The sequence below is a fragment of the Rhodanobacter sp. LX-99 genome (genome assembly GCF_018599185.1).
Classification (GTDB): Bacteria; Pseudomonadota; Gammaproteobacteria; order Xanthomonadales; family Rhodanobacteraceae; genus Rhodanobacter.
In genome coordinates this window covers 1803903-1820758 of record NZ_JAHFVL010000001.1, presented here as the reverse complement: position 1 = coordinate 1820758, position 16856 = coordinate 1803903, and the positions used below count along the sequence as shown (strand labels likewise).

The 16856-nt window shown below is 69.3% G+C and carries 15 protein-coding genes; 11 read left to right on the top strand and 4 right to left on the bottom strand.

Translation table 11 applies throughout. From position 1 onward, the window contains the following. Position 1 precedes the first annotated feature (1 nt). The 11 genes from KK131_RS08335 to KK131_RS08285 all read left to right on the top strand — a co-directional run bounded on the left by KK131_RS08335 (position 2) and on the right by KK131_RS08285 (position 12280). Positions 2 to 946 carry a glycosyltransferase family 2 protein gene (locus KK131_RS08335; protein WP_214556194.1) on the top strand — a complete coding sequence of 315 codons (945 nt, stop codon included), beginning with the start codon at positions 2 to 4 and terminating at the stop codon, positions 944 to 946. After that, positions 943 to 2121, top strand: a complete 1179-nt coding sequence (locus KK131_RS08330; protein WP_214556193.1) for a hypothetical protein — start codon at positions 943 to 945, stop codon at positions 2119 to 2121. Before KK131_RS08335 ends, KK131_RS08330 begins: the two co-directional genes overlap by 4 nt. After that, a complete protein-coding gene (locus tag KK131_RS08325; RefSeq protein ID WP_214556192.1) occupies positions 2108 to 2950 on the top strand; it encodes a Wzz/FepE/Etk N-terminal domain-containing protein in 843 nt (280 codons plus the stop codon). The genes KK131_RS08330 and KK131_RS08325 overlap by 14 nt, the downstream gene beginning before the upstream one ends. A 216-nt stretch (positions 2951 to 3166) precedes the next feature. Continuing rightward, positions 3167 to 3976: a class I SAM-dependent methyltransferase gene (locus KK131_RS08320; RefSeq protein WP_214556690.1), complete on the top strand. Its 810-nt coding sequence runs from the start codon at positions 3167 to 3169 to the stop codon at positions 3974 to 3976. A gap of 3 nt (positions 3977 to 3979) precedes the next feature. Then, positions 3980 to 5212, top strand: coding sequence for an amidohydrolase family protein (locus tag KK131_RS08315; RefSeq protein ID WP_214556191.1), 1233 nt, complete (start codon positions 3980 to 3982; stop codon positions 5210 to 5212). Further along, positions 5212 to 5910, top strand: a complete 699-nt coding sequence (locus tag KK131_RS08310; RefSeq protein ID WP_214556190.1) for a class I SAM-dependent methyltransferase — start codon at positions 5212 to 5214, stop codon at positions 5908 to 5910. Before KK131_RS08315 ends, KK131_RS08310 begins: the two co-directional genes overlap by 1 nt. A gap of 24 nt (positions 5911 to 5934) precedes the next feature. Further along, positions 5935 to 7449: a cobalamin-dependent protein gene (locus KK131_RS08305; protein ID WP_214556189.1), complete on the top strand. Its 1515-nt coding sequence runs from the start codon at positions 5935 to 5937 to the stop codon at positions 7447 to 7449. A 13-nt stretch (positions 7450 to 7462) separates the two neighbouring features. Then, positions 7463 to 8578 (top strand): glycosyltransferase family 4 protein, encoded by a 1116-nt coding sequence (locus KK131_RS08300; protein WP_214556689.1) that lies wholly within the window; start codon positions 7463 to 7465, stop codon positions 8576 to 8578. Further along, positions 8575 to 9681: a glycosyltransferase family 4 protein gene (locus KK131_RS08295; RefSeq protein WP_214556188.1), complete on the top strand. Its 1107-nt coding sequence runs from the start codon at positions 8575 to 8577 to the stop codon at positions 9679 to 9681. The genes KK131_RS08300 and KK131_RS08295 overlap by 4 nt, the downstream gene beginning before the upstream one ends. Then, positions 9678 to 10835 (top strand): acyltransferase, encoded by a 1158-nt coding sequence (locus tag KK131_RS08290; RefSeq protein WP_214556187.1) that lies wholly within the window; start codon positions 9678 to 9680, stop codon positions 10833 to 10835. The genes KK131_RS08295 and KK131_RS08290 overlap by 4 nt, the downstream gene beginning before the upstream one ends. 503 nt (positions 10836 to 11338) lie before the next feature. Then, on the top strand, positions 11339 to 12280 hold the full coding sequence (locus KK131_RS08285; RefSeq protein WP_214556186.1) for an alpha/beta hydrolase: 942 nt from the start codon (positions 11339 to 11341) through the stop codon (positions 12278 to 12280). Positions 12281 to 12300: 20 nt separating this feature from the next. Here the strand turns inward: KK131_RS08285 and KK131_RS08280 are convergent, their stop codons facing one another. The 4 genes from KK131_RS08280 to KK131_RS08265 form a co-directional block, all read right to left on the bottom strand. Next, a complete protein-coding gene (locus KK131_RS08280; protein WP_214556185.1) occupies positions 12301 to 13224 on the bottom strand; it encodes a flavin reductase in 924 nt (307 codons plus the stop codon). 1 nt (position 13225) lies between these two features. Further along, a complete protein-coding gene (locus tag KK131_RS08275) occupies positions 13226 to 13825 on the bottom strand; it encodes a methyltransferase domain-containing protein (protein WP_250887019.1) in 600 nt (199 codons plus the stop codon). 122 nt (positions 13826 to 13947) lie between these two features. Continuing rightward, positions 13948 to 15192: a nucleotidyltransferase family protein gene (locus KK131_RS08270; RefSeq protein ID WP_214556183.1), complete on the bottom strand. Its 1245-nt coding sequence runs from the start codon at positions 15190 to 15192 to the stop codon at positions 13948 to 13950. Positions 15193 to 15199: 7 nt separating this feature from the next. Beyond that, on the bottom strand, positions 15200 to 16678 hold the full coding sequence (locus KK131_RS08265; RefSeq protein ID WP_250887020.1) for a radical SAM protein: 1479 nt from the start codon (positions 16676 to 16678) through the stop codon (positions 15200 to 15202). Positions 16679 to 16856: the final 178 nt, after the last annotated feature.

Sequence of the window (16856 nt, the reverse complement as noted above, 5' to 3'; positions counted from 1 at the left end):
GATGGCGTCCGACGTATCCAAGGGCACGGCGCCGCCGCTGGTCTCGGTGCTGATCCCGGCATACAACCACGAGCGCTTCGTGCGGCGCTGCCTGGACAGCGTGCTGGAAGACCCCTATCCGGCCAAGGAGCTGATCATCATCGACGACGGCTCGACCGACCGCACCGGCGCGCGGATCGCCGACTGGGTGGCGACGCATTGCATGGACATTCCCATCGAGTACGTGCAGCGGGAGAACCGCGGCATCGCGGCGACCCTCAACGAGCTGGCGGCGCGCGCGAACGGCGAGTTCCTGCGCCCGGGTGCCAGCGACGACTACCTGTTGCCCGGTGGGCTCGAAGCCCAGGTCCGCTACCTGCAGGCGCACCCCGGCAAGGGCGCGGTGATCGGCGATTCGGTCGTGGTCGACCAGGACGGGAAGAAGCTGCACGACAGCGGCATGTGCGACCTGCACGGCGCCGACAAGAACCTGTACCGCTCCGACGACGGCATCCGCCGCGCGGTGATCCGGCAGTGGGCCATCGGCGGGCCGGTCGCGTTGATCCGCAGCAGCGCGCTCGACACCGTGGACCGCTGGAGCGAAGGGCTGCGCATCGAGGACTGGGACCTGTTCCTGCGCCTGGCCGCGCGCGATGCGCTCGGCTTCGTCGACGTCAGCGTCTGCGCCTACCGCATGCACGACGCGAACCTGAGCCGGACGCGGCACGCCGAAACCCGCGTCGGCAACCTCATCGAGTCGCGGCACATCGCGCTGCGCCGGGCGAGCCTGTTCGACGAGCCGTACCGGACCCTGCTGCGCGCGCAGTCGCATTACATCGACGCCAAGATCTCGTTCCTGCAACGAAGGCCGGGGCCGCTGCTGCTGCATATGGCCGCCTACCTGTCGCTGGTCGTGGCGTCGAAGACCCGGCTGCCGCCGGCGGCCCGCGGCGTGGAGGGGACATGAAACGGCTGCTGCGCCTTCCCTCCACCTGGCTCGGCCTGCCGATCCTGTTCGCCTGCGGGCTGACCTGGCTCACCTACGATCTTTCCGCCGACTACCTGGAAGGCCTGCTGCTGCTGGTCGTGCTCGCGGCGGCGATCATCCTGTTCGACGTGCAGGCGGGGGTCCGGCTGCCGGAATTCGCGCGGTTCCGCGCGCGCCAGTACGCCGGCACCCGCGAGGCGTTCCTCGCGCTGGCCCTGGCCGCGCTGATCGTGCTGTTCTGCCTGCTCGATCTCACGCTGTTCCCGATCCCGCTGTTCGACAAGCCGTCGGCGTATGCCGTGATGGATGGCGGCCGCGCGCATGTCCGCCACGTTTCGGACATGTGCTGGGTGCTGCCGCCGATCGGCCTGCTCTGTACCCGGAGCCGGCGGCTGCGCATCGCGCTCATCGCCATCGGCTTCGTGTTCCCGGTGCTGGTGATCGACCGCAACCGGCTGTTCGCCACCTTCTTCTCGTTCGCGCTGGTGCTGGTGCTGCGCCGCGACGAGGCGCGGCCGCTGCCATGGAAGACCCTGCTTGGCCTGGCGCTCGCCGGCAGCAGCATCTTCTCGATCCTCGGCATATTGCGCTCGGGGCCGCTGGAGCACATCACGCTGCCGTTCAGCGCGATGTACCACGCCGCGCCGCAGGGCATCAAATGGCTGCTCCTTTACGTCAGCGCGGGTCCCTACAACTTCAGTTCGATCCTGGCCAAGGACTATTCCAACGCCGACTTCCTGATCAACCAGGTGGTGCCGCTGCACGGGTCCGTGGTGACGGCAGGTACGGGCATCCCGCTGGATGCGTCGAACATCAACGTGGGCACGGAGTTCTTTCCCTTCCTGATGGCGTTCGGCCCGTCCGGCGCGGCGCTGGCGGTGTTCGCGCTGTACGCGATGCTGCTGTGGAGCGTGCAGCGGCTGCGCCCGGCGGTGCCGCTGTTTTCCCTGCTGATGTTCCTGCGCGTTTCCTACGTCTGCGTGATGTCGCCGTTCGCGCCGCAGGCCTTCACCTGGACGAATGCCGGCTTCATCGGCATCTGCCTGTTCCTGCCGGTCATGGCGGCATGGCTGCCGAACCGCAAGGCATCGGCCGCCGCGCCAGCCCCGGCTTCACCCTCCCTCCAACGAGTACCGAACCATGGAACACGATGAAATCTATCTGATCGACCTGTGGCGGATCTTCACCCGCGAGTGGACGTGGTTCGTGCTCGTGCTGGTGCTGACCCTGGCCTGCACCTATGCCTTCGCGCACCTGGTGAAGCGCCAGTGGGAGGCGACCGCCTGGATCCAGATCGCGCAGGTCGGGCAGGTGCCGTCGGGCCAGGATCCGAAGGTCGAGCCGCTGCAGCGCGTCACCGAGCGGCTGCAACTGGTGCCGTTCAAGAACGAGGTGCTGGCAAGCGCCGGTTATGCGAAGACGTCGCCGGTGGCCCAGCTCTACCGCAAGAGCCTGAAACTGGAGCCGATGCTCTACGCGGGCTCGCTGGTCAAGTTGACCGTGCGGGCCTACTCCCGGCAGCAGGCCGGCGAGCTCGCCGCAGCGACGGTCGCCCGGCTGCGTGCGATCCACCGGGGCCTGGAAGAGGCGCCGCTGAAGTCGGCGCGCGCGCGCCTCGCCCAGATCGAGTCCGACCTGCAGACCGCCGAGGCCGACCGCGCCCGCTATCAGCAGGCGGCCGCGTCGGGAAGCAAGGGCGAGGCAGGCGGCAAGGACATGGCGAACCCGATGCTGGCCAGCCTGCTGCTGGCCAACAAGAACGAAGAGATCCGCGGCTTGCGGCAGGCGCGGAGCGATCTCGTCGAGCGCCTCGGCCCCACCTATACCTATGAAACATCGCTGATGTGGCCGGTCTACGTCCCCGACAAACAGGCGTTTCCGAATCCCGAGCTGACCTATGGCATCGGCCTGCTGCTGGGGCTTTTCCTGGGCTCGTCCGCGGCCCTGGCCAGGAACGTCGCGCGGCGGTCCGCGCGGAGCTGATTCGGGTTCGTCGGCCGGGCATTCAACCAAAGCGGCCGCTGCCGGCACTCACCGGGCAGGACCAGAAGATGCCGGCCGCGGTTGGCCCGGTGCGTCGTGGCGAATCGCGGGCGGCATGCCGCTGGAACAGAGATCGACATGAACGGGCAGCACGAACTTGAAAGCGGTGATCTGGGCGGACTCGTCCCGGACGTTCGCCGGCCGCGGCGCGGAGGCATGCCGCTGGACGAGGCGCAGCTGCTCGACACGCAGCGCGCCTTCGACAGCGTCGCCGCCGACTACGACGGCCCGCGCGGCAACAACGAGCTGATCCAGCGCATGCGGCTGACCTTGTGGAACACCGTGCAGCGCGAATTTCCGACCGCTGCGCGCCTGCTCGACCTGGGCTGCGGCACCGGCATCGACGCGCTCGAATTCGCGCGGCGCGGCCACCAGGTCGTCGCCAGCGACTGGTCGCCGCAGATGGTCGAGCGCACGCGCGCACGCGCGGTCGCCGAGGACCTGCAGTCCCGCGTCAGCGCCATCCATCTCGGCATCCAGCAGCTCGACCGGCTCGACGACGCGTTCGACGGCATCTACTCGAACTTCGGGCCGCTGAACTGCGCGCCGGATCTCGGTGCCGTCGCGGCCGAATGCGCGCGCCTGCTGCGGCCCGGCGGCCGCCTGGTGTTTTCGGTGATGGGCCGGATCTGTCCGTGGGAACTGGGGCACTACGCGCTGCGCGGCCGCTTCAGGCGGGCCGGCGTGCGCGCGGCGCGCGGCGCGACCGCGGTGGGCATGAACCAGCACACGATCTGGACCCGTTACTACCTGCCGCGCGAGTTCTACCGCGCCTTCGCCGAACACTTTTCGCTGACGGGCTACCGCGCGCTGAGCTTGTTCATGCCGCCGCCCTACCTGGTGGACTACTACCGCCGCCACCGCCGCTGGTGCGAACGGCTGGGCGGACTCGACGACCGCTTCGGCGCGCTGCCGCTGCTGCGCGGCATGGGCGATCACTTCCTGATCGTGATGCGGCGGCGCTGAGCCATGGACGTTCTCCAGGCCGCGTTGGATATCAGCCTGTGCCGCGCGATTTCGGTCACGCCCACCGGCGCCTCGCGCGCGCCGCTGCCGATCCGCGCCGGGCGGATCGGCGCCTCGCTGGCCGCGCGGGCCTGGCGGATCGACCTGCGCGACCATCTGATCTTCCCCGGCCTGATCAACGCGCACGAGCATCTGCACATCAACGCCGTGCCGCCGCTGCGCACCGCTGCGCCGTTCCCCAACAGCTACGCCTGGATCGCGGCGTTCCAGGCGCATTTCGCGGAACCGGCCGTCGTCGCCGCGCTGCAGGTGCCGAAGGCACTGCGGCTGCGCCACGGGGCGCTGAAGAACCTGCTCGCCGGCACCACCTGCGTGGCGCATCACGACCCGTGGCATGCGGCGCTCGACGCGACGGATTTCCCGGTGGCGCTGCTGCGCGACTACGGCTGGAGCTACGCGCTGGGCTGGCCCGGTTACGGGCCGCCGGTGCAGCAAAGCTTTGCCGCCACGCCCGCCGACCGTCCCTGGCTGATCCACCTGGCCGAGGGCACCGACGCGACGGCGCAGGCGGAACTGGATCAGCTGGACCGACTCGGCTGCCTGGCGGCGAACAGCGTGCTGGTCCACGGCGTGGGCCTGCGCGAGCGCGACATCGATCGGGTGATCGCCAGCGGCGCGGCGGTGGTCTGGTGTCCGACCAGCAATCATGCCCTGCTCGGGCGCTCGCTCGATCCGCGGCGGCTGTGCGCGGCGGGGCGGCTGACGCTGGGCAGCGACTCGCGGCTCAGCGGCGCGCGCGACTTGCTCGATGAAATGCGCGGAGTCGCCGCTCGCGGCGAACTCGGCCCGCGGCAGCTGCTGGGGCTGGCCACCGCCGATGCCGCGCGCATCCTGCGCCTGTCCGGGCGCGGCAGCCTCGCGCCGGGCGCGCGGGCAGACCTGGTGATCGTCGAGGACCGCGGCGGCAGCGCCGAGAGCAGCCTGACCGGCATCCGGCGCGGCGACATCCGCGCCGTGGTGCGCGACGGCGTGCCGCGCATCGCCGATCCCGATTTCGCCGAATGGTTCGCGGCCACCGGCGTGGACGCCGTGCCGGTGACGCTGGACGGCAAGCCGAAGCTGCTGGCCGGGCCGCTGGCCGAGCCCGCGTTGCTCGCGCTCGAGCCCGGGCTCGAACGGGTCGCCGGGCGCGACGCGCGTGCGCGCGACGCCACCATCGAAGCCAGGTGCTACTGATGTCCCGCCAGTCGATCCTCGAACCGCGCGAGGCCTACGCACTGTGGGCGACCAGCTATCCGGCGCATGCGCACAATCCGGTGATGCGGGCCGAGGAACGCGCGATGCTCGGGCTGATGCCCGCCGCGTTGCACGGGCAGGCCGTGCTCGACGTTGGCTGCGGCAGCGGGCGCTACATGCTGCATGCGCTGCGCCGCGGCGCGGCGCGCGTGACCGGCGTGGATCTTTCGCCGCACATGCTGGCGCGCGCCGGCGCCGAACTGGCCGCGCTGCACGCCGACGCGCCGGTCGCGCTGATGCAGGGCAGCCTGGCCGCCCTGCCGCTGCCGGATGCGCGGGCGGACCTGACCGTCTGCGGCCTGGTCGTCGGCCATCTCGACGACCTGCGGCAGTCGCTGGCCGAGCTGCGCCGGGTGACCCGGCCCGGCGGCACGCTGCTGTGCAGCGACGTGCATCCGATCGGGCACGCGCTCGGCTGGCGGCGCGATTTCAAGTCCGGCGGCCTGAGCTACGCCGTGCGGCACACCCGGCACCTGTACAGCCATTGGCACGCCGCCTGCGCCGGACTCGGGCTGCGCATCGAGCAGGTGCTGGAGCCCATGCTCGACCCGGCCGACATCCCCGCCGGCGCGCACTTCGACCGCATGGCACTGGAGGTTCCCGTCGCGCTGGTGTTCCAGCTGCGCCGGGTGCCTTGATTCCACTTGCCCGCAGGCCTTCCCATGACCCACCCGCCGCGCACCTTGCTGATCAACCCCACCATCACTTCGCGCACGAGCGCGCGCTTCCCGCTGGCGCTGCTGCATCTGGCGGCGGCGCTGGACCGCAGCGGCAGCAGCCGCATCATCGACGGCAACGTGGACCGCGACTTCGTCGACGACACGCTGCGCGCGCTGGAAGAGGACCGCTTCGACGCGGTCGGCATCGGCGTGATGGGCGGCCCGCAGGTGGCGCCGGCGATCGCCGTGTCGCAGGCGATCCGCGCGCGCTTGCCGGCACTGCCGATCATCTGGGGCGGCTACTTCCCGACCCTGCACACGGACGCGACGCTGGCCGCGCCCTACGTCGACTACGCGGTCCGCGCGCAGGGCGAGGACACCCTGTCGGAGCTGGTCGCCACGCTCAGCGGCAGCGGCGGCCCCGCGCTGGAACAGATCGCCGGGCTGTCCTGGAAGAACGCCGGCACGGTGGTTCACAACCCGGGTCGCCGCATCATGCGCAACGACCCCGCGGGGCTGCTGCCGTACGACAAGCTCGGCGATCCGCGCCGCTACCTGGCGCGCACCTACCTCGGCCAGCGCACCGTCGCGCACCAGGCGGCGATCGGCTGCCGCTACCACTGCACCTTCTGCGGCGTGGCGGCGATGTTCGGCGGCGCCACCTTCCTGCCGGCTGCCGCGCGGCTGGAACGCGAGCTGAGCTACCTCAAGCATGAGCTGGGCGCCGATTCGGTGCAGTACTTCGACCACAACTTCTTCGACCGCGAGGCGGACATGGTGCCGCTGCTCGAAGTGATGGCCCGGTTCGAACTGCCGTGGTGGTGCTTCGCCCGCGCGGACGCGCTGCTGAAGCTGTCGGAGCGTTCGTGGGAACTGGTGCGCAAGAGCCGGCTGCGCATGGCCTACATCGGCGCGGAGTCGCCCAGCGACCAGATGCTGCACGACATCCGCAAGGGCACGCGCCCGGACCAGACCCTGGCGGTGGTCGAACAGTGCCGCCGCTACGGGGTGATTCCCGAGCTGTCGTTCATGGTCGCGCCGCTGGAGAACACCGAGGAGGAGACCGAGCGCACCTTCGAGTTCATCCGCGAGCTGAAGCGGATCAACCCGCAGACGGAAATCGTCATCTACGTCTACACGCCGCTGCCGGAGCACAGCCGCCACGAGAAGGACCGCAGCAAGCGGCCGGGCGCGCCGCTGCTCGGCCTCGACGGCGAACCGGTGGTGTTCCCCGCCACGCCGGACGAGTGGACCCAGCCGCGCTGGGTCAACTACGCCTGCCACGTCGATGCGCCGTGGCTCACCGACAAGCTGCGCCATCGCATCAACGACTTCGTCACCGTGCTGCGCTGCCGCTATCCCACGGTGCAGGACCTGCGTGCGCCGCCGTGGGCCAAGCGCAACCTGAGCGCGATGGCCGGGTGGCGCTACCGTTTCCGCAAGTATGACCGGCCGTGGGAACTGAACCTGGCGAACCGGCTGGTGCGCCTGCGCATGCCGCAGGTGTCGGGCCTCTAGGCGCGTGCCGGCCGTGCATGTCGCGCAGATCAATTTCCTGCCGGTGCCGGCGGGCCTCGCCTCGGCCGACATCTTCGAGCAGTGGCCCACGCTGGCCGACGTCGCCGAAGCGGTGGCCAGCGCCGGCACCCGCGTGTCGGTGATCCAGCTGGCGACGCAGCCGGAGCGCGTGCTGCGCAACGGCATCGACTACCGCTTCGCCGCGGTGCCCGATGCGCAGCGGACGCGCCGCCTCGCCGAGCTGCTGGACGAGATCCGGCCCGACGTGCTGCACGTACACAGCCTGGGTTTCGCCGCGGATGCGTTCGCCCTGGCGCGCCGCCTGCCGCAGCTGCCGATCGTGATCCAGGACCACGCCGACCGGCCGCCGCGCCGGTGGCGGCGGCCGTGGTGGCGGCGCTGGTACGGGGCGGCCGCGGGCATCGCCTTCACCGCCGCCGACATGGCGCTGCCGTTCACCCGTGCCGGCCTGTTCGCGCCGCGCACGCGGCTGTTCGCGATACCCGAATCCAGCAGCCGTTTCACGCCGGGCGACCGTGCCCGCGCGCGCGCCGAGACCGGCCTGCACGGCGACCCCTGCGTGCTGTGGGTCGGCCACCTGAACCCGGGCAAGGACCCGCTGGCGGTGCTCGACGGCGTGGCCCAGGCCGTGCAGCGGCTGCCCGGCCTGCAGCTGTGGTGCGTGTTCGGCAATGCGCCGCTGCTCGACGTGGTGCAGCAGCGCATCGCGCACGATCCGCGGCTGGCCGGGCGCGTGCACTTGCTCGGCAAGGTGCCACACGCGCGGATCGAGACGCTGATGCGGGCCGCGGACCTGTTCGTGGCCGGCAGCCATGCGGAGGGCTGCGGCTATGCGCTGCTGGAAGCCTTGGCCTGCGGCGTGGCGCCGGTGGCCACCGACATCCCCGCGTTCCGCGCGCTGACCGGCGAGGGCCGCATCGGCCGCCTGTGGCCCTGCGGCGACGCCGCGCAGCTGGCCGAGGCGCTGGTCGATGTCGCGGCGAACCGGCCGTCGCCGGCGCAGGTGCGCGCCCACTTCGACGCCACGCTGTCGTTCGCCGCGCTGGGCCGCCGCTGGGCCGAGGCCTATGCGCAGGTGCTCGACGACCGGCTGTGGAGGGCGGGATGAAACTCGCGCTGGTGGTGCCGGGCGGAGTGGATCGCAGCGGCGAGTTCCGCGTGATCCCGGTCTTGCTGGCGTTGATCGGGCGGCTGGCGCGCGCGCATGAAGTGCACGTCTTCGCGCTGCACCAGGAAGCGGCGGCCGGTCGCTGGGAATTGGCCGGCGCCACCGTGCACAACATCGGCGACGGCTGGACGCGGCTGCGCGCGATCGCGGCGATCCGCGCCGAGCATCGCCGCGCGCCGTTCGACCTGGTCCAGGCGATCTTCTCCGGTTCCTGCAGCCTGGTCGCCGTCGCCGCGGCGAAGCTGCTGCGGCGGCCGAGCCTGGTGCATGTCGCCGGCGGCGAGCTGGTCGCGCTGCACGCGATCGGCTACGGCGGCCGGCGCAAATGGAAGGGTCGGCTGCGCGAGGCGGTGGTGCTGCGCGGCGCCGATGTCATCACCGCGGCCAGCGCGCCGATCATCGACGCGCTGGCCGCGCTCGGCCTCGAGGCCCGGCGCGTGCCGCTCGGCGTCGACCTGCGCGGGTGGTCGCCGCTGGCTCCGCACGGGCGCGGCGCGGGGCCGGCGCGGCTGATCCACGTCGCCAGCCTCAACCGGGTCAAGGACCAGCCGACCCTGCTGCGCGCGCTGGCGGCGCTGGCCAAGGCAGGGCTGGCCTTCCGCATGGACATCGTCGGCGTGGACACGCTGCACGGCGAGATGGAGCGGCTGGCCTGCCGGCTGGGACTGGAAGGCCGCGTCCGTTTCCACGGCTTCAAGACGCAGCGCGAGCTGCGCCCGATGATGGAGTCGGCCGACCTGCTGGTGCTGTCCTCGCTGCACGAGGCCGGCCCGCTGGTTCTGCTCGAAGCGGCAGTGGCCGGCGTGCCCGCGGTCGGCACCGCGGTCGGCCACCTGGCCGAGTGGACGCCGTCGGCGGCGCTGGCCGTGCCCGTCGGCGACTGGGCCGCCTTGGCCGGCGCGATCAGCCGCGTGCTGGCGGACGAGGCGCTGCGGCTGCAATTGGCCGCCGCCGCGCAATGCCGCGCGGTGCGCGAAGACGCGGATCACACGGCGCGGGCGTTCGAGGCGATGTATCTGCGTTTGCTCGCTGCACGCGCATGAAGGGTGCCACGAACTCGACCGGCGCTCGCATTCCGTCACTGGATGGAATCCGGGCAATCTCGATCCTGATGGTGTGCTACGGCCACCTTAGCGGCACGCGGAACTTTCCCGTCTCGATCACCGCATACGGGCGCTGGTGCGGTGACGTCGCCCACCTCGGTGTGCTGGTGTTCTCCGTGATCTCCGGCTTCCTCATCACTACGTTGTTGATGAGCGAGCGCGAGACGACCGGGGCCATCTCGCTGAAGCGGTTCTACTTGCGCCGGATCGTACGCATCTTCCCCGCGTTCTACGCGTTCATCCTGGTCATGGCCATCGCGACGCTGTCGGGCGCAGTGCACCTGACCGGCCGGGATTTTGCTTACGTCCTCACCTACACGGTCAATGTCGAGCCGAACCGCGCCTTGCAGATCGGGCATCTATGGTCGCTGTCCATCGAGGAGCAGTTTTACCTTCTGTGGCCGCTGACGCTGCTTGCCTTGCGCGGACGTCGCGCCTTGATCGTCGCCGTCGCGGCGATCTTCATCGGCCCGTTGGTGCGCGTGGCCATCCGCGAATGGATTTTCCATGTCGATCCCCATGCGCTCAACGGCATGCTGACGAGCTTTCCGGCGATGTTCGATTACCTGGCCGCGGGCTGTGCCTTGGCTCTGCTGCGGCCATGGTTGCTGACCCAAATGTGGTACCTGCGCCTGACCGCCAGTCCCTGGCTGGTGCTGGCGGTGCTTCTGGTGCTGCTGATCAACCGCATGGGCAGCCATACCGCGGCGATCCTGCTGGGGTCGCCGGTGCTGAACGTGTGCATCGCGTTGCTGATCGAGTCGAGCACGCGTCATGCGGGTTCGTGGGTCGGACGCTTCCTGAACTGGAGGCCCGTGGTATTTCTCGGCGTGTTGAGCTACTCGCTGTACCTGTGGCAATTGCCTTTCCTCGATCACCGATCCAGCGCGTGGACGAACGCATTTCCACAGAACCTGATGCTCGTTTTCCTCGCAGCGCTGGCATCGTATTTCCTGATCGAGCGCCCCTTCGTTCGTCTGCGCGGGCGGATGCGGCGCGGCAGCGGGTTGCCTGCACGCGTGCGCGGCATGGCAGGTGGGGAGTGGACGGCATTGGAAGAAGCGGTGCCGGCTGCAACCCGCCGGCACAAGTGAATGGTGGGCAGATCACCGGTGCGTCGGAATCACGTACTTCGCGTTGGACTGGAATAGAGCGGGGTCAGGCACACGGCTTGCACTCGACGATGATGCCGTCATACAGGCCACCGAATGAAATGCGCCGCAGGCTCGTCGGGCATCCAGACTGCGTTTGCTCGGCGATACCCCGCAACGTGATTGCGCGGAGACGCTGAGAACGTTCAACGCATTCGCACGACCTGAGTCGGGCATGCGTGTGCCGGTCAGCTGTGATCAGCTGTTTTGATCCATATGCATCGGCGTACCGCTCCATATCGCCCGCTGCAGACACCCAATGCCACTCGTCGGACTGGGTGCCGAGCACGTGCGCCGACGGCGCTTTACAGCAAGCCTGCCCGAAAAAATCCACGGGAAAGGCCGCTGCAGGTCCGAGGTGGTGTGCAGGATTCGATAGAGGGGTTCCAACTGATTTCCTTTCTTGATCGTACAGTTTTGGCCGAGCGCCAAAACGGAGGAGCGTCATGAAGCTGTGGACGATGGCCCTGTGTCTGCTGGCGATATGCGGGAGCGTGTCTGCGAAGACGATGGTTTGGATGCCCGCCGCCGGGCACACGCAAATGCCGCTATGGCCCGGAACGGCGCCCGATGCGCAGCCCATGCCAGGGTCGGAAACCGAGGCACTGAGAGCGGAACACCTGATTGCAGGCAAGCCGTGGATGGCGGTGACCAACGTGACGCGCCCCACGATGACGGTTTATCCGCCCAAGGGGAGGAACACGGGTGCCGCGGTCGTCGTGTTTCCGGGCGGCGGCTTCGAGGTGCTGGCCATCGACCTCGAAGGCACCGAGGCCTGCGACTGGCTGACATCTAGGGGCATCACCTGCGTGCTGCTGAAATATCGCGTGCCGAGTGCGCCTTATGACTGGCGATGCCATTGCCGTCCCGACGATTTTGTGAAATCAACGCTGGCGTTGGAAGATGCGCAGAGAACGATGGGACTAGTACGCCTTCACGCCAGGGAATGGCACATCAATCCGCACAAGATTGGCGTAATGGGATTCTCGGCAGGCGGATACCTGGTGGCAGAAATCAGCACGAACTTCGAGCGACGCCTGTATCCACCCGTAGACACTGCCGACAAGGAAAGTGCCCGCCCGGATTTCGCGCTGGCCATCTATCCGGGGCATCTCGCGACCGATGATGACAAGTTCAATCCCAATGTTCCGGTCACCCGCGAGACGCCGCCCACATTCCTGGTGCAGGCGGAAGATGACTACACGGACGGTGTGAACCAATCGCTGGTTTACTACGTCGCGTTGAAGAACGCCCACGTGCCGGTGGAAATGCATCTGTACGCACACGGCGGGCATGCGTTCGGCTTGCGGCGGACGCAGTTTCCGATTACCGGCTGGCCTGGCCTGGCCGATGCGTGGCTGCGCACGATCGGTATGGTCCAAGACTGAGTAGTGCGAGGCAATTCGGGCTAGACCTCCGCAAACGGCATGTTCTGCCGGCGGCGCCAGGTTTGGTGAAAGCCAGCCGTGTGATGCAGCTGGATACCCTCCGCCAAATTTTCGTCGGAAACGATACGGCCAAGGAACAGCGTGTGCGAGCCGATCTCCTGGCTGTGCACGATGGCCAGTTCCCGGATGTGCAGCGCCGCGGCCACGGCGGGTATGCCGAATTCCCGCGACAGTCGAATCGGGAACGGCAGCGCATCCCAGTTCGGCAGCGGCTGCCTGTGATGCTCGGCAAGCTTGTAGACGACCGCCTTCATCGCCGCGGGGATACCGGACAGGGCGACCCGGCGCACGTCGCGCATGATCGGCACGGAGACGTTGGTGCTGCGCAGCGCGAGCGAGAAAAGTCCGCTGCGTTCCAGCGGGCCGATCAGGTCCATTGGGAAGATGTTGCGGTGGCCTGGTGCGTCGACGGAGACGAGGATGACCGGTCGCGGGCACAGATAGGCGATCATCAGCTGCTGTGCCACCGCGGGTTCCATGTTCAAGTGGTTCGACGCGCGGTTCTTCCGCATCAGGCGGTTCTGCAGCCACGCGTTCCACGGGCGCCGCGGCCAGCCGAGACAGCGGTGTTCGCCCGCGGCAACGTGGTAGAGGGTGAGCGATGTGTTTTCGATCGCGACTGACGTGGTCCGCGTCAGTCGCAAGACGCCGAGCAGCCTTCCTGTCGCGCTGTCGCGGTACTCGAGTACGGGACGTTGGCCGGCATCCAGGCTGGTCGCGATCGCGAGCGGCCTGAGCGAAGCCACGGTGTGGTCCGCCGTGACATCTGCCGCTTGGTCGTCCCAGCGCAAGGTGGCGATCACTGCCTGCTGCGGAGGTGCAACGGCCACCACGGACCATTGCGGCAGGGGACGCACGAACGGCCTTATCCAGTCCTTCCACATGTCAGGTCTGCCGGAACAGCAGGAACATGTAGAGATGGACGGCCAGTCCGAGACCCCGCGGAACGAGGCGTTCCAGCCGGAAATACGGTGCTGCCGCCCGCGCCACGACGCGTGGCGCAAAGCGATGGATGCGGCTTTCGCTGTCGATGGCGTAGCGGCCGCTGCGCACGAGGTTGATGACGTTCGCCCGCCACCAGCCGTAACGCGCGTCGCCGAGGTAATAGGGGTTGAGCATGCTGGCCAGGACGAAGCCGCCCTGGCGGACCACGCGCGACAACGCTTCGAAAAGCGCGGCGTGATCCGCGAAATGGTTGAGCACCGCGAAGTTCGCGGTGACCGCCTGCACCTGGCACGCGAGCGGCGACGCCACCGTGATGACGGTCTTGCGGGCGATTTCGTCGCGGCAGTACCGCGCCAGGTACTCGCCCATCGCTGGCGAAGGTTCGTACACGAAAGTCGGGTGTCCGCTGGCGGCATAAGCCTTGGCGTCGATGCCGGTGCCGGCACCGAAGTCGAGCACGTCCGCTCCCGCGGGCAACAGGTCCAGCGCCATCTTCTGGAATCTGTCGCGCACGGCCTGGTCCCGCGGCGAGCTCAGCATGAATTCGTGGTACTGCGCTCCGGTATGCATGTCGTCACTACCTCGCTGACGAACCCGTTGCCCGATGCCCTGTCGCCGCAGCCCGGCGTCGGCGCACCACTCGACTGCACGAACTCCAGACCCTATCGCGAAACGACCAGGGTGAGCTTCTCGCTCGTCTCGGGAGCGAGCGGCTCCAGTGCCGCGCGCACCGCGTACATGATGTCCATCCGCGGTACCGGCCGGGTGAGCCAGGTCAGCACACGCCGCCGATGCGGCGAGGTGACCCAGCCCTGTCCCTGCAGCCAGAGCTGGGTGCGCGCCATGTCGGCGCGCTCCCTGCGCGCTTCGTCCGGGGGGCTCGCGCGATTCCTGAGGTAACGCCCGGCTTCGCCGAGGGAGCGCGACCATTCGATCCCGGCGAACGCGTGCAGCCACAGTTCCGAGCACGACACGCGGGTCAGGCTTTGCCGGCGCGAGATTGCTCGCAGCAGCAGCGGGCAGTCGCGTTCGAGCCGGGCCAGCACGGCGGCGGGGATAGCTTCCGGGTAGTGGCAGGCGGCCAGCCGCAGCGGCGGCAGCGCCCACCACGGCGGCGCGCCGGCGTCGGCCCACAACACCTCCCAGTCGCTGGCGGACAGCCGCATAGCCAGCCGCGCGATGTCGTGCAGGTGCAGCAGGCGCAGGCTGCGTCCGCACATGTTGCCCGCCGCGTGCAGCAGCAGGTGGCTCATCAGCGCGCCGTTCGATGGATAGGGATTCAGGCCGGGCCGCGGCGTGCGCGGATAAATCCGCGCGGTGATGTCGGCCATGGATACGGGCAGCCGTTCGCGGATGCCTGTATGCAGCTCGATGTTGACCGGCGTGTCGCGATGTTCGCCCAGCCCGGCGAATGGCTGGCCGGTGGCCGGCTTGAACACCCGGTGTTTCCATTGCGCGAACGACTCCACGTAGCCGAGCTGCAGCAGCAGTTTGATCGCCGCGGCGGCATCGTCCTCGCGCACCAGCAGGTCGATGTCGGCCATCGGCCGCTCGCCCGGCGTGTAGATGCCCAGCGCGTGCAGCGCCGAACCCTTCAGCGGCACCACCGCCAGCCCGCCGGCGCGGGCGCCGGCGTCGATCTGCTGCAGCAGCGCGGCGATGCGCTGGTGGCGCAGCTCGACGTGGTCGCGCTGGCTTTCCAGGAAGCGCCGCCAGGACTCGTGCTTCCACGCGCAGCAGTGGCACAGCAGCGGCGACACGCCGTGCGCGACGGCGACGGCGGTGGCCAGCCGCCATTCCAGTTCGCTCCACGCCGGCGTGGCGCGGCCCGGCCCGGCCAGTTCCGCGGCGAACGCCTCGGTGATGCGGCGCAGGCCATGCCGGACGATCCTGAGTGGCGGCAGCATGGCGCGCTCAATACAGCGGCAGGGCGATGTGCCGCGTCGGCACGGGCGGCAGCGACGTGGCGTTCCGGTTGCGGTGCGCGCCTTCGCGGGCGATCAGCGCCGCCCATTGCGCGTCGAGTACGGTGTGGCGTTCCTCCCGTTCGGCGGGTTCGGCCTGCTGGATGGCGACCTGCTCGTGCAGCAGGTCGCGCACGCGGCGGTAGAAGTCCGAGTCGTAGGCGCCGCGGAACATCATGGCCAGGTCGCCGCTGTCCTGCCAGTGCGTCTTCGGGCCCAGCTGGGCCTTGACCTGCTCGTAGAACTTCGTGCCCGGCAGCGGGTAGGACACGCTCACGCCGATATCGTCCGGCGCGGCCTGCGCGATCAGCTCGCGGGTCGCCAGCAGGTCGTCCAGCTGCTCGCCGAGATAACCCAGCTGGATGAAGAAGCCCACGCGGATGCCGTGTTCGCCCAGGCGCGCGCGGGCGGTGACGAGGTCGGCGACCTTGGTGCCCTTGTTCATCGCGTCCAGCACGCGCTGGCTGCCGCTCTCCGCGCCGATCCACGCTTCCGCGCAGCCGGCCTCGCCGAGTGCGGCGGCCATGCGCTCGCTGATCAGGTCGGCGCGGGTCTGGATGGTGAACGGCACCGGCCCGTCGGCGGCGTGCAGGTGCGCGGCGAACTGCGCCACCCAGTCGACGCGGAAGCCGAAGATGTCGTCCGCCAGCCAGATGTGGTCCGGCTGGAACGTCCGTTTCAGGTAGCTCATCTCCGCGGCCACGTCCTCGGCGCTGCGCTGGTTATAGTGGTTGCCCCAGATCGGCTTGGCGCACCAGTTGCAGCGGAACGGACAGCCGCGCGACGCCGCCATGTTGAGGCTGAAGTAGCCGTGCCGCTCGTGCCACATCGCGCGGTAGCGTTCGATGTTGACCAGGTCCCAGGCGGGGTGGCCGACCAGCCGCGGGTCCGGCGGCAGCGCGCCGAGCCGGGTCAGCTGCGTCTGCCCGTCGACCAGGGTGGCGACGCCGCCGAGGCCGGCCGTCCAGCCGTCGTCGTCGGCCTGCGGATTCCGCTGCAGCCGACCGATCAGCTCGGCCAGCGCGGCGATGCCTTCGCCGACCAGCACGGCGTGCGCGCCCGCGGCAAGGAAGGCGTCCGGGTGGTCGGAAGCGTCGGAGCCGGCGACGATCACCCGGGCGCCGCCGGCGCGCGCCGCGGCGATCATCCGGCAGGCCGCCTCGCGCATGCGACCGAGGCACATCTTGGTCAGGAAATTGAAGTTGTCCTCGTACAGCACCACCACGTCCGGCCGGGTGGTTTGCAGGGAGGATTCGAAGTCCTCGACGCCATCGGCGAGCATCGCGTCGAACAGGCTGACCGCATGCCCCATCTGCCGCAGCAGCGCGGCGACCTGGATCGTGGCGAGCGGGGGATACGGCTTGCCGCGCTCCCACTGTTTCGGGTCGAACCGCAGGAAGTAGGAGTGGCCGACGTGAATCCTCAGCATCTCGCAGTAGCCTCGATCGTAGCCATGGGGGCAGGCCGCGCGCCGGCGCACGGCCGGCACGTGGGCGCCGTCGTTCGACGCTGCCTGGACGTAAGTGCCCCGGCGCGGGCCTTCGGTTGCCTCGCGCGGCAAAAATATTCGGGCCGCGGGCAGCTGCCCGGTTCAACCTTTGTCCGCC

Excerpts from the sequence above, each read along its gene's own strand:
- KK131_RS08335 (WP_214556194.1), top strand. The coding sequence starts at position 2 with ATGGCGTCCGACGTATCCAAGGGCACGGCGCCGCCGCTGGTCTCGGTG.
- KK131_RS08330 (WP_214556193.1), top strand. The coding sequence starts at position 943 with ATGAAACGGCTGCTGCGCCTTCCCTCCACCTGGCTCGGCCTGCCGATC.
- KK131_RS08325 (WP_214556192.1), top strand. The coding sequence starts at position 2,108 with ATGGAACACGATGAAATCTATCTGATCGACCTGTGGCGGATCTTCACC.
- KK131_RS08320 (WP_214556690.1), top strand. The coding sequence starts at position 3,167 with ATGCCGCTGGACGAGGCGCAGCTGCTCGACACGCAGCGCGCCTTCGAC.
- KK131_RS08315 (WP_214556191.1), top strand. The coding sequence starts at position 3,980 with ATGGACGTTCTCCAGGCCGCGTTGGATATCAGCCTGTGCCGCGCGATT.
- KK131_RS08310 (WP_214556190.1), top strand. The coding sequence starts at position 5,212 with ATGTCCCGCCAGTCGATCCTCGAACCGCGCGAGGCCTACGCACTGTGG.
- KK131_RS08305 (WP_214556189.1), top strand. The coding sequence starts at position 5,935 with ATGACCCACCCGCCGCGCACCTTGCTGATCAACCCCACCATCACTTCG.
- KK131_RS08295 (WP_214556188.1), top strand. The coding sequence starts at position 8,575 with ATGAAACTCGCGCTGGTGGTGCCGGGCGGAGTGGATCGCAGCGGCGAG.
- KK131_RS08290 (WP_214556187.1), top strand. The coding sequence starts at position 9,678 with ATGAAGGGTGCCACGAACTCGACCGGCGCTCGCATTCCGTCACTGGAT.
- KK131_RS08285 (WP_214556186.1), top strand. The coding sequence starts at position 11,339 with ATGAAGCTGTGGACGATGGCCCTGTGTCTGCTGGCGATATGCGGGAGC.
- KK131_RS08280 (WP_214556185.1), bottom strand. The coding sequence starts at position 13,224 with ATGTGGAAGGACTGGATAAGGCCGTTCGTGCGTCCCCTGCCGCAATGG.
- KK131_RS08275 (WP_250887019.1), bottom strand. The coding sequence starts at position 13,825 with ATGCTGAGCTCGCCGCGGGACCAGGCCGTGCGCGACAGATTCCAGAAG.
- KK131_RS08270 (WP_214556183.1), bottom strand. The coding sequence starts at position 15,192 with ATGCTGCCGCCACTCAGGATCGTCCGGCATGGCCTGCGCCGCATCACC.
- KK131_RS08265 (WP_250887020.1), bottom strand. The coding sequence starts at position 16,678 with ATGCTGAGGATTCACGTCGGCCACTCCTACTTCCTGCGGTTCGACCCG.